General features: G+C 56.1%; 22 protein-coding genes and 2 tRNA genes. 11 read left to right on the forward strand and 13 right to left on the reverse strand.

Going from position 1 to position 23,160, the window contains the following annotated elements:
* Window positions 1-60 precede the first annotated feature (60 nt).
* The 3 genes from ACP_RS02200 to ACP_RS02205 all read right to left on the reverse strand — a co-directional run bounded on the left by ACP_RS02200 (window position 61) and on the right by ACP_RS02205 (window position 1,682).
* Window positions 61-1,161 (reverse strand): IS3 family transposase, encoded by a 1,101-nt coding sequence (locus tag ACP_RS02200; RefSeq protein ID WP_148214988.1) that lies wholly within the window; start codon window positions 1,159-1,161, stop codon window positions 61-63.
* The gene (locus ACP_RS18775; RefSeq protein ID WP_012680845.1) at window positions 1,110-1,454 is read right to left on the reverse strand and encodes a transposase; all 345 of its coding nucleotides are present in this window, start codon (window positions 1,452-1,454) and stop codon (window positions 1,110-1,112) included. Before ACP_RS18775 ends, ACP_RS02200 begins: the two co-directional genes overlap by 52 nt.
* Window positions 1,455-1,607: 153 nt before the next feature.
* Window positions 1,608-1,682, reverse strand: a tRNA-Asn gene (locus ACP_RS02205).
* A 93-nt stretch (window positions 1,683-1,775) separates the two neighbouring features.
* Between ACP_RS02205 and ACP_RS02210 the strand changes: the two genes are divergently transcribed.
* The 4 genes from ACP_RS02210 to ACP_RS17085 all read left to right on the forward strand — a co-directional run bounded on the left by ACP_RS02210 (window position 1,776) and on the right by ACP_RS17085 (window position 4,833).
* Window positions 1,776-2,522, forward strand: coding sequence for an HAD family hydrolase (locus ACP_RS02210; protein ID WP_238525625.1), 747 nt, complete (start codon window positions 1,776-1,778; stop codon window positions 2,520-2,522).
* A 139-nt stretch (window positions 2,523-2,661) separates the two neighbouring features.
* Window positions 2,662-2,746: transfer RNA gene (locus ACP_RS02215), tRNA-Leu, on the forward strand.
* 62 nt (window positions 2,747-2,808) lie between these two features.
* Window positions 2,809-3,099, forward strand: coding sequence for a preprotein translocase subunit SecG (gene secG / locus ACP_RS02220; RefSeq protein WP_012680847.1), 291 nt, complete (start codon window positions 2,809-2,811; stop codon window positions 3,097-3,099).
* 318 nt (window positions 3,100-3,417) lie between these two features.
* A complete protein-coding gene (locus ACP_RS17085; RefSeq protein ID WP_052294645.1) occupies window positions 3,418-4,833 on the forward strand; it encodes a GGDEF domain-containing protein in 1,416 nt (471 codons plus the stop codon).
* Window positions 4,834-4,837: 4 nt separating this feature from the next.
* Here the strand turns inward: ACP_RS17085 and ACP_RS02230 are convergent, their stop codons facing one another.
* The 3 genes from ACP_RS02230 to pdxS form a co-directional block, all read right to left on the reverse strand.
* Entirely contained in the window at window positions 4,838-5,593 is a 756-nt protein-coding gene (locus tag ACP_RS02230) for a cytochrome c oxidase subunit 3 (protein WP_041839210.1), read from the reverse strand.
* A gap of 336 nt (window positions 5,594-5,929) precedes the next feature.
* Window positions 5,930-6,544, reverse strand: a complete 615-nt coding sequence (gene pdxT / locus ACP_RS02235; RefSeq protein ID WP_012680850.1) for a pyridoxal 5'-phosphate synthase glutaminase subunit PdxT — start codon at window positions 6,542-6,544, stop codon at window positions 5,930-5,932.
* Window positions 6,545-6,675: 131 nt separating this feature from the next.
* Window positions 6,676-7,632: a pyridoxal 5'-phosphate synthase lyase subunit PdxS gene (gene pdxS, locus ACP_RS02240; RefSeq protein WP_012680851.1), complete on the reverse strand. Its 957-nt coding sequence runs from the start codon at window positions 7,630-7,632 to the stop codon at window positions 6,676-6,678.
* Window positions 7,633-7,896: 264 nt separating this feature from the next.
* Between pdxS and ACP_RS02245 the strand changes: the two genes are divergently transcribed.
* The gene (locus ACP_RS02245; RefSeq protein WP_012680852.1) at window positions 7,897-9,615 is read left to right on the forward strand and encodes a chloride channel protein; all 1,719 of its coding nucleotides are present in this window, start codon (window positions 7,897-7,899) and stop codon (window positions 9,613-9,615) included.
* A 3-nt stretch (window positions 9,616-9,618) separates the two neighbouring features.
* On the opposite strand, the gene ACP_RS18520 is transcribed toward ACP_RS02245, so the two are convergent.
* Complete coding sequence (locus ACP_RS18520) at window positions 9,619-9,966, reverse strand: PaaI family thioesterase (RefSeq protein WP_238525626.1); 348 nt, start codon at window positions 9,964-9,966, stop codon at window positions 9,619-9,621.
* Window positions 9,967-10,332: 366 nt separating this feature from the next.
* Here ACP_RS18520 and ACP_RS02255 point away from each other — a divergent pair, with 366 nt between their 5' ends.
* The 4 genes from ACP_RS02255 (at window position 10,333) to ACP_RS02270 (ending at window position 14,958) form a co-directional block, all read left to right on the forward strand.
* A complete protein-coding gene (locus ACP_RS02255; RefSeq protein WP_012680854.1) occupies window positions 10,333-11,436 on the forward strand; it encodes a GGDEF domain-containing protein in 1,104 nt (367 codons plus the stop codon).
* 27 nt (window positions 11,437-11,463) lie between these two features.
* A complete protein-coding gene (gene miaB / locus ACP_RS02260) occupies window positions 11,464-12,810 on the forward strand; it encodes a tRNA (N6-isopentenyl adenosine(37)-C2)-methylthiotransferase MiaB (RefSeq protein WP_012680855.1) in 1,347 nt (448 codons plus the stop codon).
* Between the two features lie 41 nt (window positions 12,811-12,851).
* Window positions 12,852-13,340 carry a bifunctional nuclease family protein gene (locus ACP_RS02265; protein ID WP_012680856.1) on the forward strand — a complete coding sequence of 163 codons (489 nt, stop codon included), beginning with the start codon at window positions 12,852-12,854 and terminating at the stop codon, window positions 13,338-13,340.
* Window positions 13,341-13,437: 97 nt separating this feature from the next.
* Complete coding sequence (locus ACP_RS02270) at window positions 13,438-14,958, forward strand: lipopolysaccharide biosynthesis protein (RefSeq protein WP_012680857.1); 1,521 nt, start codon at window positions 13,438-13,440, stop codon at window positions 14,956-14,958.
* Window positions 14,959-14,985: 27 nt separating this feature from the next.
* Here ACP_RS02270 and ACP_RS02275 read toward each other — a convergent pair whose 3' ends face one another.
* The 6 genes from ACP_RS02275 to ACP_RS02300 form a co-directional block, all read right to left on the reverse strand.
* Window positions 14,986-16,158: a glycosyltransferase family 4 protein gene (locus ACP_RS02275; RefSeq protein WP_012680858.1), complete on the reverse strand. Its 1,173-nt coding sequence runs from the start codon at window positions 16,156-16,158 to the stop codon at window positions 14,986-14,988.
* A gap of 145 nt (window positions 16,159-16,303) precedes the next feature.
* Window positions 16,304-17,344, reverse strand: coding sequence for a cytochrome d ubiquinol oxidase subunit II (gene cydB / locus ACP_RS02280; RefSeq protein WP_012680859.1), 1,041 nt, complete (start codon window positions 17,342-17,344; stop codon window positions 16,304-16,306).
* Window positions 17,345-17,375: 31 nt separating this feature from the next.
* Window positions 17,376-18,728, reverse strand: coding sequence for a cytochrome ubiquinol oxidase subunit I (locus ACP_RS02285; protein ID WP_012680860.1), 1,353 nt, complete (start codon window positions 18,726-18,728; stop codon window positions 17,376-17,378).
* A gap of 134 nt (window positions 18,729-18,862) precedes the next feature.
* Window positions 18,863-19,468 carry a hypothetical protein gene (locus ACP_RS17090; protein ID WP_012680861.1) on the reverse strand — a complete coding sequence of 202 codons (606 nt, stop codon included), beginning with the start codon at window positions 19,466-19,468 and terminating at the stop codon, window positions 18,863-18,865.
* Entirely contained in the window at window positions 19,462-20,343 is an 882-nt protein-coding gene (locus ACP_RS02295; RefSeq protein ID WP_169305890.1) for a universal stress protein, read from the reverse strand. Before ACP_RS02295 ends, ACP_RS17090 begins: the two co-directional genes overlap by 7 nt.
* Window positions 20,344-20,729: 386 nt before the next feature.
* Window positions 20,730-21,692: a universal stress protein gene (locus ACP_RS02300; protein ID WP_041839213.1), complete on the reverse strand. Its 963-nt coding sequence runs from the start codon at window positions 21,690-21,692 to the stop codon at window positions 20,730-20,732.
* A gap of 281 nt (window positions 21,693-21,973) precedes the next feature.
* On the opposite strand from ACP_RS02300, the gene ACP_RS02305 reads away from it, so the two are divergent.
* Window positions 21,974-22,348, forward strand: a complete 375-nt coding sequence (locus ACP_RS02305; protein ID WP_148214990.1) for a hypothetical protein — start codon at window positions 21,974-21,976, stop codon at window positions 22,346-22,348.
* Between the two features lie 25 nt (window positions 22,349-22,373).
* Window positions 22,374-23,090: a Crp/Fnr family transcriptional regulator gene (locus ACP_RS02310; RefSeq protein ID WP_041839215.1), complete on the forward strand. Its 717-nt coding sequence runs from the start codon at window positions 22,374-22,376 to the stop codon at window positions 23,088-23,090.
* The last annotated feature ends 70 nt before the right edge of the window (window positions 23,091-23,160 follow it).

Consider the following 23,160-nt stretch of genomic DNA (forward strand, 5'->3'; position numbering starts at 1 on the left):
GTGCCTGATTTCACAAGAATAGACAGTGAACCTCTTCATTTTGGAATAGGATGTTGTCTCTCACCCAACTTGATCGGGCCATACCTCCTGACGTGACCCCTTCGTTGAGACAGCTCTGTTGCTAGATTCGCAGTGCCCCTGATGGGAGGAGTCCAAGGTGGGGAGGCTTTCGGGGGACGGAACGCCGTTTGAGTCTCGTTTTTCTTGTGCCCTTTTAGCATTCTGCGTATTCGGTGTGATGAACCGTAGTGTAGGAGCATATAGCTCTGCCTGAGTTTTGCCGTGTGTTTGGGCTTCGAACTCTTCCGGCGTTCGGTATCCAAGCGCGGAATGTAGTCGTTTCTGGTTATAGTAGCCGTCGATGAACTCTTCTATGTGGCTGCGCAAATCCTGAAGGTCGCGGTATTTGTTGGCGTAGATCTCCTCGCGCTTGAGCGTCTTGATGAAGCTCTCACAACTGGCGTTGTCGTAGGGGTTCGCCGGCCGGCTCATGCTCTGAACCATCCCGTGCAGTTTGAGTATCGCGACATATTCTGGCGACGTGTACTGCACTCCGCGGTCGGAGTGGTGCACTACTCCCGGCCGGGGGCGTCGCAGTTTGATCGCGCCGTCGAGCGCATTGACTGCCAGGCGGGAGGTGAGGGAACGATCCAGTTTCCAGCCTACGACTTTACGCGAATAGCCGTCTAAGATGACCGCCAGATAAACGAACTCAGTTTGCACTCGGATATAGGTAATGTCTGCCACCCACAGCTGATCGACCCAATTCAGCTGCATGCGCCGCGATAGGTTCAGATAGACTTCCAGCGGTTCATTGGAATCCGTGGTGGTCGCAAATTCCTTCGGCTGCAGCGCGAGAAGGTTATCCTCACGCATGATCCGCGCTACTCGCTTATGGTTCACCTTCATACCACGGCGCTTGAGCTCCGCAGTAACACGGCGGTAGCCATAGCGACGGCGGTGCTGGAGTGCCACCTGCTGAATGGCCGACCGTACCTCTGTTTCCTCTTCGCTTGGAACCTGAGCTTTTAAGAACCTATAGAATCCTGCCCGGCTCACTCCCGCCAACAGGCACATTCGCTCGATACTTAGGCTGCCTTGCAACGGCATCAATTCCCGGATCTGGTCGTAGATGCCGTACCGCCAGAGCGCTTGCTGCACTGGCGTCGAGCCTCCACTTTTTGCAAGGCGCCTCTGAAAAAATCCACTTCAAGAGTTTTCTCCGCGAGCACTCGCTGCAACTCACACACCAGTTTGCGGAGCTCGCGGACCGGAGAGGTAACCCTGGCGCTTGACTCGCTGGTATGCTCAAGCTGACGCTGCCACTGATATAAATTGCTGCGGTCGATGCCCAGCTCTTTCGCCAGAGCAGACACGCTGGGACAATCCCTCATCCGCTCCACTGCCATCTGCCGGAACGACAGAGGGTATTTGCCGACTCGTCTCTTTGCCACACGCAGTTCCTTTCACTGCAATAGGTTGCAAAGAATACTCTCTCATTTCGTAAAGTGTTGGAAACACAATTGTCTCACTTCAGGGGGTCAGTCCACGAGCATTTTTGAGGGTCATCGGGGAGTTGGGAGGGGGCGTAAGTCATTGAAAAGAATTGGCTCCTCAGGTAGGACTCGAACCTACAACCCTTCGGTTAACAGCCGAATGCTCTGCCATTGAGCTACTGAGGAGTGTCTTGGCGGGAGCAGGATTTGTGTCCTGCTGAAGTAGTTGTATCAAAAGCGTCGTTCATCGTCAAAGGGGATGGCGGAGAAGTCTCGACGATGGCTCTGAAGGTCTGGAGCCGGTACGCTGGAAGCATGCATGCCGCTCCCGTTGGGATTAGACAGACGCTTTTGATCGACGCCGATGACACGCTATGGCAGAACAATGTGTACTTTGAGCAGGCCATCGCGAACTTTATCTCTTTTCTGGATCATCGTACGCTCAGCCCTTCGGAAGTGCGTGCTGCACTGAATGAGGTGGAGCACGAAAATATACAAAGGCATGGCTATGGAGTAGCCAGCTTTCATCGCGCCCTGGTGACCTGCTTTGAGAGGCTCTCACATGAGCCGGTCACGGAAGACCATCACCGGGAGATGGAGCGTTTTGCGGTATCCATTCTGGCAAAAGAGATCGAACTCCTGGAAGACGTGGCGACTGTATTGCCGCAGTTGGCTGAACGCCACAGCATGATCCTGATGACCAAAGGCAATCCGGTGGAGCAGGCCGACAAGGTCCAGCGCTCCGGCATCGCGCACTATTTTGCGGCCATTGAGATTCCCGCGGAGAAGCATCCGGAAGCATATCTCGAAGTTTGCGAGAGGCGTGATCTCGATCTGTCTCAGACCTGGATGATCGGAAATAGCCCGAAGTCTGACATCAATCCGGCACTTGCGGCCGGATTGCATGCCGTCTATATCCATCATCCCTCCACATGGGTCCTGGAGCATGCGGTCCTCGATAAGCCGAGAGAAGGGCGGCGACTGGTCGAAATTTCCCGCTTTGGAGAGTTACTCCATTGGTTCTGAGTGGTTCTGGGCCTGCGGCCAAGCCTCGCTGTTCTGAGCCATCATGGGCATTTGCATCGCTTCTGACAGAGCGAGCAAAATCCTTCCGCGCAAGGGTTTACGGTTTGCTATACTCCTCAAAGAAGAGATTCACCCGAGTGCGGAAGTGGTGAAATTGGCAGACACACCATCTTGAGGGGGTGGCGCCGAGAGGCATGGGGGTTCAAGTCCCCCCTTCCGCACCAAATTGAATCATTCTCCTCATGCTGCGCTACGGTTTACCGAAGTCGCTGCCGAAAGCGATACGATGATTTATCTGGTTGCAACCATTCATGTTCTCGTCTCTCTGTTTTTGATCGTGGTCATTCTGCTGCAGCAGGGAAGCAGTGCCGATCTTGCAGGTGCCTTTGGTGGTCAAGGTTCACAGACAGCTTTTGGTCCTCGCTCCGCGTCTACCGTTTTGACCAAGGCTACAGCCTGGGCGGCAGCGATCTTCATGCTGACCTCGCTCACGTTGACGATCCTGATGATGCGGCAATCGACGCAGCAGCACTCGGTGCTGGCTGGAACGACAACCTCGGCCCCAGCACATAAATAAGTTACGACTTAGTTACTTTTCGTATAGGGCGAGCTGACAAGCTCGCCCTATTGCCGTTTTTAGCCGAATGACCATGTATGGAGTCATGTAGTAAAAGGTTCGCTGAGGAGTTTACTGACTGAAGGAATGACGGAGATGCAAACCTCCGCCCGGTTCGCGATGAAGAGAGAGCTAAGGCCATGGGCCGCAGCAGGACTCTTACTATTACTGCACGCGGTTCTTCTCCAGTGGCGTGATTCACGGGTCGCAGCCTCCGACCTGGTCCTGTTGGCATGCGCCATTCTGGCCTGTGCAGGCTGCATATGGCGTGCCTCGCGCATGCGCTGGAATGCAGTGGCATTGCAGTGGTGGCTGGCCGGCGGAGGCATTGCTCTCTGGGCTGTCGGACAGGCGGTTTATACCTACTTTGACGTTCGGCATTTCCCCGAAACAACCGCGCTGAGCTCTGACCTTTATTTCTTCCTGTTCGGCGTTCCTTTCCTGCTGGCTATCTGTTCGGTTGAGGGGCAGCAGCATACCAAGGCTCTGCTGTTGATTGATTCCTTGCAGGCAATCATTGTCTGCTGGCTGGTACAGGCGGAACTGTTCCCCGCCAATGAGGCCATGCGGGCCATTTCAGTGGCTCACGTCAGCACAGCCTACAATCTTGAAAACCTGGTGTTGACAGGGGCTGTGGGTCTTCGCCTGCTAGCGGGCGCCAAGGGGGAACAGCGGCATTTCTATCGCCTCGTCTTCGTCTTCCTGGCTTTGTACACCACAGTTGCGTTTCCATTGAACTATCTCAATTTTGAAAAGGGACTCCCCACAGGCACTTATTTTGATCTGCTCTGGGACCTCCCGTTTCTGCTCTTTGCAACGTTGAGTCTGGCGAGCAATGTGCGAAAAGACTCATCTTCTTCGGTGGTCATATCCCGGTTCCAGCAGGTTCTCGTCCATTCCATGCCCGTGCTGATCACCGCGGTGGTTCTGGTGATGGGAACGATATTGGTCCGCAATTATTTTGAGGCCGGACTGATCTCGGTTCTCATCGGCCTGGCTGGATACTCGATCCGAAATACTCTGCTTGAAATGCGCTATGTAGACACTCAAACCCGTCTAAGCCAGAGTGAGACCGCATTGCAGCAGGCCATGCAGCGATTTCAGGAGCTCTCCTACATTGATCCGCTCACCAAGGTGGCAAACCGGCGGCAATTTGAAGAGACCATGACGACGGAATGGTATCGCGCCATGCGCCGCACCGCACCACTGTCTCTGCTCATGCTAGATCTCGATCACTTCAAGCTGCTCAATGACACCTACGGACATTTGCGAGGAGACGATTGCCTGATGATCTCCGCGCAGACCTTGAGCAGCCGCCTCAAACGGGCTGGCGAACTCCTGGCCCGCTATGGCGGAGAAGAGTTCGCTGCGGTGCTGCCAGACGTGAAACTGGAAGATGCTATGCAGGTCGCCGAAACCCTGCGCAGCGCCATTGAATCGATGGACATTGCCAACAGCCAATCACCCAACGGAGGACGGCTGACGATCAGCGTGGGCGTGGCAGTCTGCTACCCCACCGCCAATCTCTCCATCGAGCAGCTTGTCGATACCGCCGATCAGGCACTCTATGCAGCCAAACAGGCCGGGCGCAACCGGGTGCATTCTGCCAGCCTGGTTGATCCTCGAGTGCAAAGCATTGTGCAGCAGATCAATGAGGCGGCCATCGAGATCGAGCAGGATCCGCAGAATGATTAAGACGTTATAGTCCGAAGACCAGGAAAGCAAAGAGCCCCAGCCAGAGCACGCCCATGGCTTGCCAATACCAGGCCGTGCAATCAATCAGAATCTGCCGCCACAGCACTTTGCGCAGCAAAAAGAGTCCTGCCACAGAGCACGCTAGTGCCGTAATACCGAGGCCAATATGCAGAGATTCGGTCTCGGTGAGCAGAAAGAAGAAATGGCTATTGATGCTGGTGGCATACCGCACGCCCTCCGCCTTGAGCTGTGTCCATGCCATCCACTGGCCTGCAAGAAACAACAGACCGAGCATGCAAGTGAGCGTGAGCCATGGTAGCGACCGGCGCGCGGCTGGCCGCCCCATGCCGAGCCATTCTTCCATCACTTCAATTTCTGAGAAAAGTGGCTGCCGTGCCTTCTCCATTGTGATGATCGAAAGCAAAAGCAGGGCAGTGTTGATCCAGAGAATGGGCGGCAACGCGAATGCTTTATCGGGAAGCAGTGTGTGCCCAGGGTATGCCTGCTGAATGCCGCGTCCCGCCATGAAAGTGCCAACCATCACCAGGAAGAACATCAGGTCCACGCTCAGCGCAAAAAGCAGAGTAAGCCGGTAGCTGCTGATCAAGTAACGGGGGCCGCGCCGCCTTGAGGAGTGCCCATCCCAGTCATCTCCTCCACCGCCGCCGCCAGTTGGTCGCTGGTCCAGAGGCGGTTTCCCGCCCATCCCGGTATCTTTCCGTTCTACGTCGACGGAGCTTCGGGTGAAAGTGGCAGGCATGGCCAACACTCCCTGAGTGACAGCTTACTCCCGTTTAGTCGTGCTCTTCTATCCCCGGAATCCGCCTCCGGGAGCTTCCACCGTCCGGCGCTCACAAGGTGAAGACTTCAGGCACATTTCTGAGCGTAGCGGCTTGCCCAGGAGCATTTCCACCGGCTGCTTGCGGTGGAAATCGGCCCCATCACGGCAAAGATATCGAGCGCTGGCTAAAAGTGAGCGCAATCTATTGGATGCAGTGATTGGTCGGAAGGGTCACAGGAGAAAGTCCGATCTCAGGTTATGGAATTACTGCAGGGTAATAGAGGCCAGCCTGAGATTCGGAGCGGGCGCAATCCTTTAGCGGGATGCGCTGCGAAACGACCGCACCTTCTCGACGAAATAGCGATGCACGCGCCGGTCGGCTGATAGCTCTGGATGAAAGGTAGCCGCGAGCAAATGGTTTTGCTCCACGAGCACCGGAGAACCGCCTCGGTCGGCAAGGGCGGTCACGCCCTCGCCAATGCTCGCAATGCGAGGGGCGCGGATGTAGACCATCTCGAGCGGCCCGCCGGGCAGGGAAGTCTCTGCCGTCACGATGCTGCTGTCGATCTGCCGTCCGTAAGCATTTCTTTCCACCGCTACATTCAGCACGCCAAGGCTCTCCTGTGACGGACGCAGCACTTCGCGTGCCAGCAGGATGCATCCGGCGCAGGTGCCAAAAGTCGGCTTGCTGGCAACGAAGGCGCGCAAGCTCTCCAGAAAGCCATCACGCTCAAGAAATTTGAGAAATGTCGTGGACTCGCCACCCGGCAGAATCAATCCATCCAGCCCCGCAAGTTGCTCCGGCTTGCGCACTAACACCGGCTCCGCGCCGGCCTCGCGCAAAGCAACTGCATGCGCATCATAGTCGCCCTGTATGGCAAGGACTCCAATACGAGGAGAAACTGCGGAAGTCTGCGCGCTTTCAGTCATGACAAATCCTATCCGTTTGTGAGGTCAAACGATGCCCTTGCGCTGTCCTCTAAGCAAAGAGGTGCTTTTGCATGCAGCACACAAAAGCACCTCTTGACTACTGATGATTCCGATAGCAGGGAAGAGCCGGGCTACCAGCCTCTTGTTTGCAGCATTTGCGCCTGATCCATGGTGGCTACTGCAAGCCCCTTCATGGCGCCGGTGCATTCTTCGCTGCATTCCGCCAAAATCTTGGCGTCGTCAAAGTGCGTGGTGGCGCGAACAATCGCACGCGCACGGATGGTGGCTTCTTCCGGTTCAGCAAAGGTGAAGCTGTCTTTCATGAAGATGCCCGAACCCACAAACACTGCTTCCGCGCCAAGCTGGCGCACCAGGGCCGCGTCAGCGGGGGTCGCAATGCCGCCGGCGGAGAAGTTCGGCACGGGCAGCTTGCCGCTCTTGGCCACCATGCGAATCAGTTCGTAAGGTGCGCGAAATTCTTTCGCCGCAGCGTAGAGCTCTTCTTCGCCGAGCACGGTCAGCGAACGGATGTCCTTCACAATCTGCCGCATGTGCTTTACAGCGTGTACCACGTCGCCGGTGCCGGCCTCGCCTTTGGTACGAATCATTGCCGCGCCTTCCGCGATGCGCCGCAGGGCCTCGCCCAGATCGCGCGCGCCGCACACGAAGGGAGTTGTGAAGGCGTGCTTGTCGATGTGGTGGACTTCGTCGGCCGGAGTCAGTACCTCTGATTCGTCAATGAAGTCGACACCCAGCTCCTGCAGCACCTGAGCTTCCGTAAAGTGGCCGATTCGCGCCTTGGCCATCACGGGAATGGAGGTGGAGGCCATGATTTCCTTGATCTTTTTAGGGGAGGCCATGCGAGCAACTCCGCCCTCGGCGCGAATCTGCGCGGGTACGCGCTCCAGCGCCATCACCGCGACGGCACCGGCCTTTTCTGCAATCTCAGCCTGCTGCGCATCGGTGACGTCCATGATGACGCCGCCTTTCAGCATTTCAGCGAGTCCGGTTTTCAAGCGCAGTCCGGTGGAAGCATTGGAAGTAAAGCCGTTGGAAGTGTGGTTGCCGTTCGAAGTATGGTCTGCCATGGGAGTTCTCCGTGTTCGCAAGCGATGGGAGGGCAACAGTGCCTCGGCCGCTTTGCGGAAATTGCCTCAACGTCTTAGTTTAGCAGTGGATAAGCTAAGGCATGCATCTTAGCCCTGAAGCAGCCTTCAGTCAGCATGTGGAGATCGAAAAACAGCCCGCAGCCTGTCACTGAGACCACAATCACCCGCGGGAAAGGACTCGGCAAAGTGGACGCAGCGCCAGATCAAGCAACACATTTTGTCCCTCATAGCGGTTTGCGTCGCATGGCAGCCTGGATCGAACGGGTAGAACTGCGCCGCGTGGTGGATGCCGTCGTCCTTGGCATCGTCGGTGCCGCCGCTGCCCTTGCATTCCATTGGATGCTGCAGTTCTGCTCCTGGCTTTTCCTGCGGCACATTGCAGGCTATCTGCCGCCAGACATTGCAGGCTCCATAGCGCCGCACTCCGTTGCCGTACCTCACTGGAACTGGTGGATTCCGGTAGCGACCACGGTAGGCGGCCTCATCTCTGGTGCGCTTGTTTTCACCTTTGCGCCGGAAGCGGAAGGTCACGGCACTGACACGGTAGTCAATGCCTTCCATCGCAAAGCGGGCGTCATTCGTGCTCGTGTGGCTCCGCTGAAGATGGTTGCCTCTGCCATCACGATCGGCTCAGGTGGCTCCGCCGGCCGCGAGGGGCCCACGGCGCTGATCGCCGCAGGCTTCGGCACGCTCTATGCAAAGCTTTTCAAACGCTCCGATCAGGAGCGCCGCTTTCTCATATTGGTTGGTATGGCAGCGGGTTTGTCCGCCGTCTTTCGCTCTCCCATAGGCACGGCTATTTTTGCCGTTGAGGTGCTGTACAGCGCCATGGAATTCGAGAGCCACATCCTCATCTACACACTGCTCGCATCGGTCGTGGCTTATGCCGTCAACGGCATCTTCTTCGGCCTGCAGCCCCTGTTTCACGTGCCGGCCCACCTACTGCAGCCGGACTACCGCGCATATCCCTGGTATGTATTCCTGGGGCTGGCCAGCGGCATCGTGGCGGCCATTCTTCCCATGGTCTTTTACGGCATGCGCGATCTCTTCCATGCAATTCCATGTCCCCGCATCTTCAAACCGGCCATCGGTGGCCTCTGCGTGGGGCTGATCGCGCTTTATTGGCCACAGGTGCTCGGCGGTGGCTATGGCTGGATGCAAATGAGCATCGGCGGCTTTCTGCCGCTCGACATTCTGATTGCGCTGCTTTTCCTGAAGATGCTGAGCCTGTCATTTACGGTTTCGTCCGGCGGCTCGGGCGGCGTCTTTGCTCCCAGTCTGTTCATCGGCGCGATGCTGGGCGGAATCCTGGCGGCCGCTTTTCATGAGCCTGCGGCAGGCTTTGCCATCGTCGGCATGGCCGCGGTCTTTGGAGCCGCCGCGCGCGTACCCATGGCGACCATCCTGATGGTCTGTGAGATGACCGGCGGCTATCAATTGCTGGTTCCCGCGGGGCTCGCGGTGATTCTTGCATTCCTGCTGCAAAGCTGGCTCACACGCCATCTGCGCTACCACAGCCTCTATGAGGCTCAGGTGCAGAGCTATGCCCAGTCGCCAGCCCACTACGTCGAAGAAATGAACTATGCCATCGACCTGATTCGATCGCATCGTATTTCCAGCGCCAAGTCATTGCGTGAAATGGACATCATCTCCCTCATGCAATCGGGCATTCCCGTCACCCTGCACTCGGGCGAGCGCATGCTGCTGGGCGAGGTTCAAAAGAACAGCCCGGTGGCGAACCAGCCGCTATCCTCCATTGCGAACTGCATTCCCGACAAGTGCCTCAAGGTTCTGGCCATCTTCCGCGAAAACGAAGTCCTGCTTCCTCACAACGATTCCATCCTCAAGGAAGGGGATAGGCTTCTGCTGATCTGTGAGCCTGAGACAGAGGCCCTGTTGAAAGAAAAACTGCTGCTGCCTCGGGGTGTTCCGGGACCGAGCCCTGCTGCCGTCCCCATCTAGACTTCAGGATTTCATGGCCCGCATCGACGGCTTTGACGCCTGAAAGCGTGCCGGGTCAATCGCAATGAAAAGAGCTTTGCCCGTCGCCAGCAGCTCACCGGCGGCATTGCGCAGCTCAGCGGCACAATGGTGCTTGCGCCCTTCCACAGACAAGTGCCTCGCCGTCAGTTGAAGTGTTGTCCTCAAGGGAACAGGCCGTAGGTAATCCACTTCCATATGCCTTGTCATGGCCACAATGTTCTGGGCGCGATTCGTCTTGCTCATAGCCTCATCGAGCAGCGTCGCCACAATGCCTCCATGAGCGTGCCCGGGAGGCCCCTCAAATCGCCCCGCCAGCCGGACCGTAGACAAAATTTGCCCCGTGTCATCGACATAAAAGCGCAGCCGAAGCCCCGTCCGGTTGTGCTGCCCGCAGCCGAAACAGCCGTGTAGCGCGGTATGCGTTAAAGGCTCGCCTTTATCAAGTTTTGAAGATGGCACGGTCCTTTGCCCTTCTTTTGTCCTGATCAACAAACGTGCAGGAAATCCAAGAGTAACTTTTCCGATCGAAAGGGAATTGCGGAGAATGCCTGGCGGCATGGCATACTACACATAATTTTCATACAGATAAGGGTAACCCACTCGTTCATGTCCATGCGGCAGCTACTCTTCGGGTACGCTCTGGCGCTGGCCGTCTTTCTGGCCGGTACCTACGTCGTTGAGCGAGGGGGGTATACCGTGCGCGGTCTGCGCCGGTTGCGCGCTGGACTGGGGTTGGGAATCTTTGCCCTATGCCTGCTCGGTGCGCGGGACTGGATTCCATTATTCCTTCTCTCGCTGGTGGCTCAACCGGCGCTCGTGCTGGCCTTCTCCTTCATGCATAGGGCGCTGGCTGAGGTCATACATCGGCCGCCAAGGCTAAAGTGGTATTTCCTCACCGTTTTCCCGGTTTATCTCGCAGGGCAGTGGTACTTCACCTTCGTTCATCCCAGCCTTCAGGGGCGCGATCTGGTGGCAACAAGCGGCGTCGCCCTGGTGTTTGTGGTGACCCTGCTGATTCTGCAAGGCGTGACCTCACCAGCCCTGCAAAGCCACAAACGAATCATGGATGGTCTGCTGATCGTCATGATTCTGCTCAGAGTTCTCAGAATCATCCGGGCCGTTTACGCCCCTCCTGTGAATCGCGCCCAGACCCTGACCCCGGTAGACTCACTGCTCATCTATCTCAGCCTGATCACGGGACTTGCCTTCATTGCCGCCATCATGTGGCTCAGCCTTTCTGCTCAGCGCGACGAGTTGCGGCTCATGGCCGAGACGGACGGATTGACCGGGCTGCTCAACCGCCGTGCCTTCGAAGAAATACTGCGGCACGAGCTACGTTCCCTTGACGGTAGTAAAGCCGACACCGCGCTCTTGCTGCTCGATATCGATCAGTTCAAGACGATTAATGACGATCTCGGGCATCTTGCCGGCGACGAGGTGATTCGCCGCGTCAGTACAGCTATAAAGACGGCGGCTCGGCCATCCGACGTTCTTGCGCGCTTCGGCGGAGACGAATTTGTCGTGCTCTTGCGGCACCTCAATGGTTTGCAGGCCATGGCTGTGGCCGAACGCTTTCGCTTTGAGATAGCTGCCTTGCAGGGACTTCCCAACCATCTCACCATTACCGCCAGCGTTGGCCTTGCATTTCTACACGGAATGGATTCGCCTTATTCTCTGATTGGACGGGCGGATGAGGCCTTGTATCGCTCCAAGTCGAATGGCCGCAACAGAGTGTCTGTGGGAGACGATTTTGAACCAGGGGAAGCAGGCAGTTCCGCCACGACACTGGTATCCCTTTAGCGCGTCTGCTCTATACTCTTAGCAGCGATGGCGCAGCAGAACACCAATCCGTATTCCAGTGGCAAGACGTTCTATCTTGAGACGTTTGGCTGTCAGATGAACGTTCATGACTCCGAAAAAGTCATTGGAACGCTGCAACAGCAAGGCTACACGCAGGTAGAAGAGGAAGCCGCGGCAGACCTGATCCTCTACAACACATGCTCCATCCGCGACAAGGCCGAGCAGAAAGTCTTCAACCGGCTGAACGACTACAAAAAGCTGCATGCCCAGGGCAAGCGATTTGGTGTGTTGGGCTGCGTCGCTCAACAAGAGGGCGAGAAGATTTTTGAGCGGGCACCCTATGTCTCGCTCGTCTCAGGCTCAGCCTCTTATCGCAAGCTGCCCGAGATGCTGGTTCAGCTCGAAGCAGGCGCCAGCCGGATCACTGGGCTCGACGACCGCCAGACCGAAGAGACCTTCGAGACCGAATTTACGGCTCGCTCCAATGCGCATCGCGGTTACATCACGATCATTGAGGGGTGCGACAAGTTCTGCGCCTATTGCGTGGTGCCTTACACCCGCGGCAAAGAGCGCAGCCGCAAGTCCAGCTCCGTGCTTGCGGAAGCCCGTCGCATGGCCGAGGCTGGCTACACTGAGATTCAACTGCTGGGGCAGAATGTAAATTCCTATCACGATCCGGAAGGGAAGAAGAGCTTCGCCGAACTGCTGGCTGCCGTGGGCGAAGTCCCAGGGATTGTCCGCGTGCGTTTTACGACTTCGCATCCGCGTGATTTCACGCGGGACATCGTCGAAGCGATTGATGCCGTGCCCGCACTTTGCGACCATGTGCACCTGCCCATTCAAAGCGGTTCCTCGCGGGTTTTGCAACTCATGCAGCGCGAATACACGCGCGAGCAATACCTTGAGAAGATTTCGTGGATCAAGACGGCGCGCCGTCCTATCAGCATGACCACCGACATGATTGTGGGTTTTCCCGGAGAAACCCCGGACGATTTTGAAGAGACCATTACATTGGCCGCGGAGGTGCAGTACGACGGCATCTTTGCTTTCAAATACTCCCCCCGCCCCAACACTCCGGCCATTCACATGTCCGATTCAATTCCTGAAGAAGAGAAGTCCATGCGATTGCAGATTCTTCTGGATCGGCAGCGGGAGATTCAACGCATCAACTACGCTCGTCATGTCGGCGAAGTCATGGATGTAATGGTGGAGGGGCACAATCATGCGCGAGGACAGGTGATTGGGCGAACGTCACAAAACAAAACGCTCAACTTCACCACTTCGCAACCGATTCTTCCGGCCCCAGGCAGCTATCTGAAAGTACGCGTGACCCGCAGCTTGCCGAACAGCCTGGTCGGCGAAGCCGTCTCCTAGCATTGCAAACACAAGGGAATTGATCCTGGGAGAATTGAGCCGTGCAGATTGAGATGAAAATTCGGGGGCTGATGGTGGATCCCTCCACCAACATGCCTATCGTCATCCTGAAGGATGCGAATAGCGAGGCGCTGCTGCCGATCTGGGTTGGCCTTTTTGAAGCGCGCGCCATTGCCATGGAAATTGAGAAGGCGTCAGGACCCCGGCCCATGACTCACGACCTGCTCAAGAACATTGTCGATGGCCTCAATGGCCGCCTGCAGCGCATTGTTGTGTCAGAGTTGCGTGACGACACGTTCTATGCCGTCGTCTGGATGGAGCAGGACGGGGAAGCCGTGGCCGTCGATGCACGCCCCTCCGATGCGCTCGCCCTGGCGCTTCGTGCTGATTGTCCTATCTTTGTCGAAGAAGAGGTCCTGCGCACCGCCAAGGTGCTACCCAACCCTGCTGAGGCCGCCGCCGAGTCACCCGAACTGCGCCGCTGGCTTGAGGGCCTTGGGGATGAGGACCTCGGCAAATACAAGATGTAAATGATGGAAACCGGCTCTGCTTGTTTCGATTCCTGTCAGGGCGCCTTCCGCTCCTGCTACTGATCCCGCAATATTTCACCCTAGGTAGATAGGTCCAATGAGCCTCGCAAGAGTCGGCAAACAATTCCTTGCAATGAATACGTCACAGTTGGTCACGATTCTGACGCAACTTTTGACTGTCCCGGTTTTCCTGCACGCCTATGGGATTTCGTTGTATGGACAATGGCTTGCGATGGCCGCGGCTCTTGCTCATCTGTCCACGCTCAATTATGGGTTGCAGACATACACAACCAATGAGATTGCGATTCTCTATAACCGGGGTGAGATACAGGAATGCAGGATCGTACAGTCTTCCGGTCTTAGAATGCTGCTGGCTCTGGCTGGACTCGTGGCGGCCGGTTTGCTCATTGTCTTCTTTATCCCCGTCACGCAGCTGCTCCATCAGACGATCCCACTTTCTGAAGCACAGTTCACGCTCTATTGGCTAGGACTTCAATTTCCCATCAATGCCCTGGTGGGGTTTGTGGGCGCTCACTACATGGCTATCGGCCGGCCACATCGCGGGACCCAATACGGTAACGTGATGAATATTGTTGGGCTGGCCACCTTGCTGGCGCTTGCGATGTTTCATTCGTCGTTTCCGGTTCTGGCCGCTTCTCGCTGCGTGGTAATGGCGATTTTTGGCTTGTTGATGCTTCTCGATTTACGCCGGCTCGCGCCTGACATCACTCCGACCATTCGGTATTGGCGCAAAGGCATTCTTGTTTCGATCCTCAAGCCCAGCTTTCAATACATGCTGCTGATGGGCTCGAACGTCCTCATCTACCAATTGCCACTGTTGCTGATGCAAATTATTCTTGGGCCTGTCAGCGTTGTGCTCTTTTCCGTTACTCGCACGGTCTACTCCATGACGCGACGGCTGTTGACTCTGGTTACCAACACCATCGGCCCTGAAATTACAATCACCATCGGTGAGAGGAACTTCACAAAACTTCGCCGTCTTTATGAGCTCTCAGAGCGCATCGTCCTGCTGCTGACCATCCCCATCACCTTCGGTTCGATGGTTGCCACACCTTTCCTCCTGCAAGTCTGGCTGCACAAAGGCACGCTCTTTGATCCCATCGTCTGTATCCTGCTTGGGCTCACGATTTCAGTTCAAGGACTCAAAGAGCACAAATACCAGTTTCAGTTCTCCAGCAACCAGGTCAGGGAAATGTCCTATGCCGGCATCGGCGTCTATACCCTGATGCTGCTGCTTTCCATTCCCGCCCTAAAGTACTTCCAGCTTCCGGGATATCTGGTTGTGTGGTGTCTGGCAGAGAGCGTACTGCTCTTCTATGTGCTTCATTTGAACCGGGCTCTCTTCCGGGGAGAATTTGAAGTAGACGAAAAGCCCGCCTATCAGATGTACGCTTTTCTGCTAGTGGGCATTGCGCTGTCTTACTTTCCGATGATGCACATGGCGCAGCTTTCATATCCCTTGCAACTGGCACTTGCCGTGGTGGTCACACTTATCACGGGAGCGCTTTCCTACTGGATATTCAATGTGGAAGACTTGCGCGCCTACCTATGGGGCAAGGTCAGCAGCAAGATTCCGATGCTTGCTCGATCCAGATGAGGTCATGCTCTCATCCAGGCCGGGCACTCACGACGACAGCTTTTTGATAAGTCCTTCCCATAAACTGCCATAATGTTCCCAGCCGCCCAGGTGTTGCACGCGCGCCAGCGCGGCGGCCCTCATCTGTTGTTGCAGCAGCGGGTCGTCCGCTAATTTCTGCAGCCGATCGGCAATGATCTGGGGAGAGCGGATCGGAACCAGAAAGCCTTCCACTCCCTCGTCAAATAAATCTTCTCCCCCTGTATGGTAAGAGCTGATCAGGGGGCACCCGCACGCCATTGCTTGACCTTGGACGAGGGCCAGGCCTTCTTCGATTGAAGGCAGGACCATCACGTGGCTCGTGCTCATATAGCGAGCCAATTCTTGCTGCGGCAGCCGGCCAATCACCTCTATCCCGTCCATTTTGTGATTGGCGAAGATGGACTTCGTCTCCGGTAGAACTGGGCCCACAATCCGCAGTTTCTTATTTGGATGCCTTAGTAACTGAAATGCCTCAAGGAGATCACCGACTCCTTTGCGCAGTCCTACAGTGCCTGCAAACAACACATGAAAAGCATCTCGGGACGGTTCTCCTGAGGGTTGAAAGCGCTCTAGGCGAACTCCGTAGGGAATCCGATGCAGCTTTTCTTCGGGTACTCCCATTTCAACAAAGCTGCGATAAGCAAACCCGGATGGCACAGTGATGGCATCGGACTGTTCGTATTCTCGCTCTTCACGGTCAATAAAATAGGGATCCACGGCGATCCGCGGGACACCCCAGCGGGCATATTCTTCCGCCAGAATTTGATCCTGGTATCGGATGTGAGAAGATCCTCGATCGCAAATGTAGAGTGCTCCACGTTGCTGGGCTTTGTAACCACTGAGAACACCGGCCCCAGATAAAGCAACATATACATCACATGTGGGCAGTGTGCGTGCTACATAGGCATCAAGCCCTGAGCGTACCCGGCGATCTATTTGCTTATTGAGTCCCGCCGGAACTCGCATAACCTGTTGCATTCCATGCTGCGTTAGATGCAGAACATAATGTGTTTTTAGATATGCACGATCCAAGCCTTCACGCTTTAACCGGCTCCAGGGAAAGGTGGAGTAGATCCTCTCCAGCATGCCGCGTTTGGCAAGCTCATGAGCTAGTTCAAAGTGATGAAAAACACCATTAACGGCCAGGACAACACGAAGAGAGGATTCAGTAGTCGCCACGCAAGTTCAGTCTAGCAGAGGGGTCTTTTCCCTGAGAAATGCAGAATATTCATTATCAGACGTATGCAGTAGTGCTACAGCGTCTGCCGTTCAAGTGTTCTTACGCCTGCAACAGCGGCTCCGCTTCTCCCGGGAAATCTGCGCCTCAGATGTGGTAATGGCCTTCAGCCTTGCCCCGGAACATCCAGTAGGAGGTCACGAAATACCCTCCAGCCAAAGCCATACCGATGATCCACCAGATCAGACCGACATGAAGTGTGTACGGTCCTGCCTGCGAATTGGCAATGGTCAGGTCCGTCTGAGGCGAACTCGAAGACGGCAGCAGGATCGGATAAAGCCCGGCAGCTGCGCCCACCAGCATGAAGATCAGATAAGCGCACGATGCCAGAAATGCCTGCAGCAATTTCTCCATCCTCCGGAATATTTCGACTCCCCCGAGCGAAAGCACCACTGCGGCCGGAACGATATCCAGCGCTGGCCATGACCGATAGTTATGCAACGACAAGGGCTGCACTGCAATCGTGGCCACCAGGCTCACGAGTGTGATGACGCAGACCGCTATCCACGCAATGCCTGCCGCCTGGCTGGCGCGCCTGCTCAGATCGCCTGTGGTCTTCAACGCTACCCACAACCCTCCATGCATCGCGAGAGCCACCAAGGCGACCACACCGCCGATCACGGTATACCAGTCGAGGATGCCCGGATGCGGCCCCACCTGCCAGTTTGTCCACAAGGGCAGAAAGAAATTATGCTGCGCATCGAGCGGCACACCGCGAATGACATTTGCCAGCGCCGCTCCGTAAAAGACTGCCAGCAGGATGCTCGAAATCGTAAAGAGTCCGCCGAAAAGCGTGCGCCACAGATCATTCTCAATGTGGCCTCGCAGCTCGATTCCCAACCCACGCATGATCAGCAGCCACAGCACAATGATCAGCGGCAGATAAAAGCCGCTGAAAGAGGAAGCATAGAGCTGCGGAAACGCAAAAAACAGCGTACCGCCTCCGGCCAGCAGCCACACTTCATTGCCGTCCCACACCGGACCGATCGACTGAATCAGTGTTGCCCGATCCTGCTCGCTTCTACCAAGAAATGGGTACAAAATTCCCACGCCAAGATCAAAACCGTCGAAAACAACATATGCGGCAATCATGACCGCAACAATCCAGAACCAAATAAATCCCATCATGTTCGCTCTGCTCCTCGCTGTATGCGTTTTGTTAGGCCGTGATTGACTCTGGATGCGTATGCGATGAAGGCGCCGAAGGGCCAGCCGCCACCAGGCGATAAACAATCACAATCCAGAGAATGGCGAGCAAACCGTACATGCCTAGAAATCCCAGCAGCGTGAATAGACCGTTTCCGGCAGAAACTTGCGGTGAAAAGCCCTGAGATGTTCTCAGCAGCCCATAGACCAGCCAAGGCTGGCGTCCAATTTCAGCGGTCATCCATCCCGCCGTATTTGCAATGTACGGCAACGGAAAGCTGAGCATCAGTAGCCAAAGCACCCAACGCGATTGATACAGTTTGTCCCGCCACAGCAGAAAAGCAGCCAGCACCATCAGAGCAACAAAGTACGTCCCCAGCCCTGCCATGATGTGGTAGCTGTAATACAGCAGAGGCAGCGTCGTGGGCCAATCCTTTTGCGGAAAGCTGTCGAGCCCCTGCACCTCAGCTTCAGTGGTGCCGTAAATCAGAAAGCTCAATACCTTATTCGCCGCAATGGGATTGTCGATCGTCTGATGCTCCACGTCCGGCTGGCCCATAATTACGATCGGAGCTCCCTTCTCCGAGTGGAAGAGGCCCTCCATGCCGGCCATCGCGGCGGGCTGCGTCCGGGCGACGTACTTCCCTTGCATATCCCCTGTCGGAAACACCTGCAGCAGACATGACAGCAGCCCAGCAATCACGCCAACTTTAACGAAGAGCTTCCCTGCCTCTTCATCGCGGCGATCGAGCAGATAATAGGCACCTGTGGCGGCCATCACAAACGCTGCTGTTACCACAGCGCCGCACATCGTATGTGCATATTGCCGCCATGCCCAGGGATTCAGTACTAATCCCCAGAAGCTGTTCATTTGATAGGTTCCGTTCGGCAGCACCTGATAAGCGACGGGATGCTGCATCCATGCATCCGTCACAATGATGAAGAATCCGGAGATCCAGGAGCCCAGAAAGACCATCGCGGCCGATCCGAAGTGAGCGAGCCTCGAGAGCCGCTTCTCCCCAAACAGGAATAGCCCGAGGAAGGTCGACTCCAGGAAAAATGAGAACACACCCTCCATCGCCAGGGGCTGCCCGATCACGCCTCCGGTAATCTTGGAAAAATCCGCCCAATTTGTTCCGAACTGAAACTCCATCGGAATGCCGGTCACGACGCCCAGCACGAAGTTCACGGCAAACAGTTTCGCCCAGAACCTCGCGGCCTGATCATAGCGTTCATTGTGAGTTCTGAGCGCAATCCCCTTCAGAACCACAATCAAAAGCGCAAGCCCCATCGTCAGCTGCGGAAAGAGGTAATGAAAGGTTACGGTGAATGCAAACTGGAGCCGGTCGAGAACCAATGCGTTCATATCCTAGAACCTACACTTTCATCTGTAGAGCCGATGTGACTCCTGTCACAAGGTTAATCCTCGCAAGCCTATGCATCTTGGCCGGTGTCATGCATCTGTGTGCGGTAAATTGTCGCGGAACTTTGTGTGCTGGCTTACGAGACCCTACCGGCATGCGCGGTACGCCCCGCATGCAGAGCCAGATAGCGCTCTTCGCCCGCAAAGAAAAATAGCTTCAATCCCACCAGGCACAAATATCCCGCGATCCATCCCAGGGCAGTGCGGTCATCCATCGTATGGATCAGTCCTGCAATCCATCCTGTCAGTAAAATGGATGCAATCCCGAAAAATCCCATCAGTAAGCTATCCCAGTGAATCTTCCGCATGCGAAACGCGCCCCGCAAGGCCAGAGCGCCAAACAGCAGACCATGAGCGATAGTGAGCAAAAGTAAAACCCGCAGGGTGCCAGAAGCGGTAAAGCCTAGAAAAGCCCCCGCAGCGACGAACGATAAGCCGGCCAATGTATAGAGAAGGATCTGTTGCAGGCTTCGGCGGTTCGTTTCCACAGCGGCAAACCAGTCGGCCACGCCGGCAAGAGCCAGCGCCGCGCCGCAAAGCACCAGCGCGACGACCACAGCAATTGCTGAGAAGAAAGGATTGCTCGACAACTCCCGCAAATAAAAAAGTGTGCCGCCTGCCAGCAGGGCGAGCACACCGTGGATGAAGAAAAAATAAGCTCGAACGCGCGAGCGCTTTAACACGGCTCTGCGACCTCCTTTGCGAGTGCTGCTAACGGCATCCGCAAAGTGGATGGTACACAGAGAACAGGACAATTGACTGCAGAAATTACCTGCAGCACCGTAGAAGATTCAAAATGCTGCCCAGTCAACTCCTCTGCAGGCGAACCCAGCACTACCAGATCGGCACGTGCTTTAGCGGCTTCGCGCACAATCACGTCAGCCGCATCCCCGGTCGTCACTACGTGCTCCACCGGTACAGTGTGCGACTCGTTCAAGGGCGCAAGAAAACGAAGGCGCTCCAGGCAGGTCTCACACTCGTGCTGCTCCAGGCACGGCTCCGCATGCACAATTGTCAGAACATTGAGCGTAATGCGGTGCGCAAAATCCAAAGCCTCAAGACTGGCGACGGAAAAATCGGTCGCAATCAGCACACTTTGCCAGCAGCCCGAATGTGGCAGATGCTCAATCATCTCTTTTGAGACCGTAAGCACTGGGCACGGGGTCCGCGCCAATACCTGCCGCGCCACGGTGCCGAGCGCCGCGCGGCCCGCCTTGCCCTTCGCTCGGGTTCCCAAAATCAAGAGGTCGGCATGCATCTCTTTGACTGACTGCAAAATGCGATCGCAAATCATGCCCGTCTGCACCTGCGAATGCACAGGAATTCCCTGCCGCCTGGTCTCTTCTTCCAGGGTCTGAATCTCCTGCCGCTCCTTCTCTCCAAAATCAAGCGATGCCGGAATGCCGTCCGGAAAAGCGTAGCTGGCCGGGTCGATCACATGCGTAATCACAATCCGAGCCCTGTGTGCACGAGCCAGCGCCTGCGCATACTGCAAAGCGGCCGAGGCGCTTTCTCCAAAATCGGTTGCAACCAGGATTGTCTGGAATCGATATTTCATTGCTTCATTCATCTCAACACCTGCAGATTTCTCCGGGAGGATAAGTTGCCGCGAAGCCCTATCCTCCCGGTCAGCGTCAGAAGGCCTCCGCGGACTTTGACGCCGGAACGGATATCACATCGCGGATAGGGAAATAATTCGAAATTGGCTGCGCGTGCGGAATACTCTCTCGGCGCCGAACTTGTTGTCCTGCCGGTCGCCACGTCTCCACCACATAAAATCGCGAGCATTCTGCGCAGAGCCAGATCATTTGCATTCGCGGCAACTGCTCCTCACCATCCAAAGAGGTTGCGTCTACCCAGTGCAGGCTGCCACTACGAAAATAGAGAGCTTCTGCATTACAAATTGGATTCGCGCAACGCATACCGGCTCCTTTCGAACAATCGTCAGTGGGTTGCGGCAGATGTCTCTTTCTGCCCCGCCGCTTCCGCTGCCATTGTTTTTCCCGGGTGCGGAAGAGTCAGCACTGGAATGAACGCAGACGCCATAACCCGGTACACGGCATTTTCAGCCAGCGTGCCATGACGATGCTTTTCGTTCCAGCCCATCAGTATCCAATCCGCGTCAAAGCGTGACGCGCTTTCCAAAATCTCTTCCACAACTTCGCCGCATGCTACATGGGTACGCAGCTCCACGGTCATCGTAGTTTTATCTGGAATCAATCCATCCAGCAGAACCTTTGCCTCTTCGATGTCCATTGCCAGCCGCCCATCCTGCTCAGACTCGGGGCCGACCACGTGCATCAATATCAACGACGCCCCGTATCCTTCGGCCAGTTTGCGCGCCGCATCGGCATCAGCCAGATCTTGCTCCCGATCCTTTAATGCCACGGCAAACAAGATGCGCTTCGGCTCCGCGACCAGGCGAGGCGTTTTCACCTTCGGCCCCACCGCAAACATTGGTACAAAAACGGTGCGGAGCAGACTCTTGGCCACCGAACCCAAAACAAGCTGCCCCATGCGGCCTCGCCCATGGGTCCCTATGATGAGCCGGTCCGCATCCAGACGATGCATTTCATCTCGTACAACCTCTGCCGCTGAAACGCCATGCCGTACCACCGAATCGCAGGTCACTCCCTCGCTGCGGGCCTTCTGCACCAGTTCCGCCAGAATTCGCTCAGCAAACTCTTCCGCGTCCATTCCGCCATCCGGCGGCACCATGGCTTCCGCGGTCCAAGGGGTCATCAGGCTTGTCAGCAGGGCATGCACCAGAGTGAGTTGAGCATGATTGCTTTTTGCCTGTGCGATGGCCAGGGGTAACAGAATGTCTGCGTCGCAAAGGTCGGTCGCCATCACAATTTGCGCAGGGTGAAGCAGGCTTTCCGAAGTGGGATGAATCATTTCCTGCATAGCCGATCCTCCTGAGGTCCCTTTTAGCATCGCGCGCCTTTTCATCCCGAAATGTGCCAGCGATTACAGCACAGAGTGACGGCCGTCACAGCGGAACCCTATCGAACGAGCTACTCGGCCATCTCCGAAGAAAGTCTTCCCGCACTTCCCTTCCAACTTCACTGGAGCGTCATGAGGAGTGCGCGGCATCACCCGATGACGATATTTCGTCATTTGACGATGATTCGTCATCGTCACCATGCCTCCTGAGCTCCACAAAGCCAGGCCGGAGCTATCCGCAAGTGATAGACATCACTGGACCTATGTGCTGTTCGTCACTCTCTCGGCCCTTTGGCACAGCAATTGCCTTTACCTGTGCAGAGAGCAAACGCAGCGTGTTGAAATTATCCGTAAAAAATGATCCCGAAGCTCTCCATCTTTATTTGGAAGGCCGCGTGGTGCCCCCGTGGACCGATGAGTTGGAAAAGCTCTGGCACCAGACGGCCGGCCATCTGGCCGATAAAAAGCTCTTCCTCAATCTTTGCGGAACTACGTTCGTCGATCGAAACGGCATGCGCATTCTTCGCCAAATCGTTCAGGCGCACAACCCCATCATCCTCGCGGACTCGCCGTTGACGCGGCAGTTTGCAGAACAGGCGCGACAGGCAGAAGGTTGAATGCCCGCCATTCAGGAGTTTTGAGATGAGCACCCATAACGGAAATCACGAACCCTTGCACTGCGAGAACTGCCAGATTCGTTCCGCAGGCATGTTCTGCAACCTGCCTGCGGGCGCGGCGGCAGCGTTCACGGCAAACAAGCACACGTCTACCTTTCCGGCCGGCACCTTTCTTTTTTTCGAGCGGGAGTCAAATCGCGGCGTTTACATTGTCTGCTCCGGCCAGATCAAACTCTCCGTCAGTTCCAGCTCCGGCAAAACACTCATTCTAAAAATTGCTCGCCCCGGTGACATTCTGGGGCTCAGCTCTTCGCTCACCGGCGCGGCTTATGAGGCGACGGCCGAGGTGCTGCAGACCGCTCGCGTCACCTATCTCCGCACGGACGAGCTGCGAACCATCATGCTGCAGTACCCAGACGTCTACGCCAGCATCATCCGCCAGCTCAACTTGCAATATGAGACCGCCTGCGAACAACTGCGAACCATCGCCCTCTGCAACTCCACCACGGAGAAGGTAGCGCGGCTGCTTCTGCAATGGTCCCGCCAGGGCCGGCAGACACCTGAAGGAACGCAGTTCACGGTTCCGCTCACGCACGAACAGATTGCCGAATGCGTGGGAGCAACCCGGGAAACGATTACGCGGACCCTCAGCGACTTCCGCAACAAGCACCTGATTGCCCTGCACGGGGCAAATATGGTGATCCCAGACCGGCACGCGCTGGCCATGGTCTGCGGAGCCTGATCGCACAAATCTATTCAGATACCTGATGAGGAGGGGGAAGCTTTTTGCTTCCCCTTGCTATTGCGGGTAA

The organism is Acidobacterium capsulatum ATCC 51196 (assembly GCF_000022565.1).
GTDB classification, from domain to species: Bacteria; Acidobacteriota; Terriglobia; order Terriglobales; family Acidobacteriaceae; genus Acidobacterium; species Acidobacterium capsulatum.

Excerpts from the sequence above, each read along its gene's own strand:
- ACP_RS02210 (WP_238525625.1), top strand. The coding sequence starts at position 1,776 with ATGGCTCTGAAGGTCTGGAGCCGGTACGCTGGAAGCATGCATGCCGCT.
- secG (WP_012680847.1), top strand. The coding sequence starts at position 2,809 with ATGATTTATCTGGTTGCAACCATTCATGTTCTCGTCTCTCTGTTTTTG.
- ACP_RS17085 (WP_052294645.1), top strand. The coding sequence starts at position 3,418 with ATGCGCTGGAATGCAGTGGCATTGCAGTGGTGGCTGGCCGGCGGAGGC.
- ACP_RS02230 (WP_041839210.1), bottom strand. The coding sequence starts at position 5,593 with ATGCCTGCCACTTTCACCCGAAGCTCCGTCGACGTAGAACGGAAAGAT.
- pdxT (WP_012680850.1), bottom strand. The coding sequence starts at position 6,544 with ATGACTGAAAGCGCGCAGACTTCCGCAGTTTCTCCTCGTATTGGAGTC.
- pdxS (WP_012680851.1), bottom strand. The coding sequence starts at position 7,632 with ATGGCAGACCATACTTCGAACGGCAACCACACTTCCAACGGCTTTACT.
- ACP_RS02245 (WP_012680852.1), top strand. The coding sequence starts at position 7,897 with ATGGCAGCCTGGATCGAACGGGTAGAACTGCGCCGCGTGGTGGATGCC.
- miaB (WP_012680855.1), top strand. The coding sequence starts at position 11,464 with ATGGCGCAGCAGAACACCAATCCGTATTCCAGTGGCAAGACGTTCTAT.
- ACP_RS02270 (WP_012680857.1), top strand. The coding sequence starts at position 13,438 with ATGAGCCTCGCAAGAGTCGGCAAACAATTCCTTGCAATGAATACGTCA.
- cydB (WP_012680859.1), bottom strand. The coding sequence starts at position 17,344 with ATGATGGGATTTATTTGGTTCTGGATTGTTGCGGTCATGATTGCCGCA.
- ACP_RS02285 (WP_012680860.1), bottom strand. The coding sequence starts at position 18,728 with ATGAACGCATTGGTTCTCGACCGGCTCCAGTTTGCATTCACCGTAACC.
- ACP_RS02295 (WP_169305890.1), bottom strand. The coding sequence starts at position 20,343 with ATGAAATATCGATTCCAGACAATCCTGGTTGCAACCGATTTTGGAGAA.
- ACP_RS02300 (WP_041839213.1), bottom strand. The coding sequence starts at position 21,692 with ATGCAGGAAATGATTCATCCCACTTCGGAAAGCCTGCTTCACCCTGCG.
- ACP_RS02310 (WP_041839215.1), top strand. The coding sequence starts at position 22,374 with ATGAGCACCCATAACGGAAATCACGAACCCTTGCACTGCGAGAACTGC.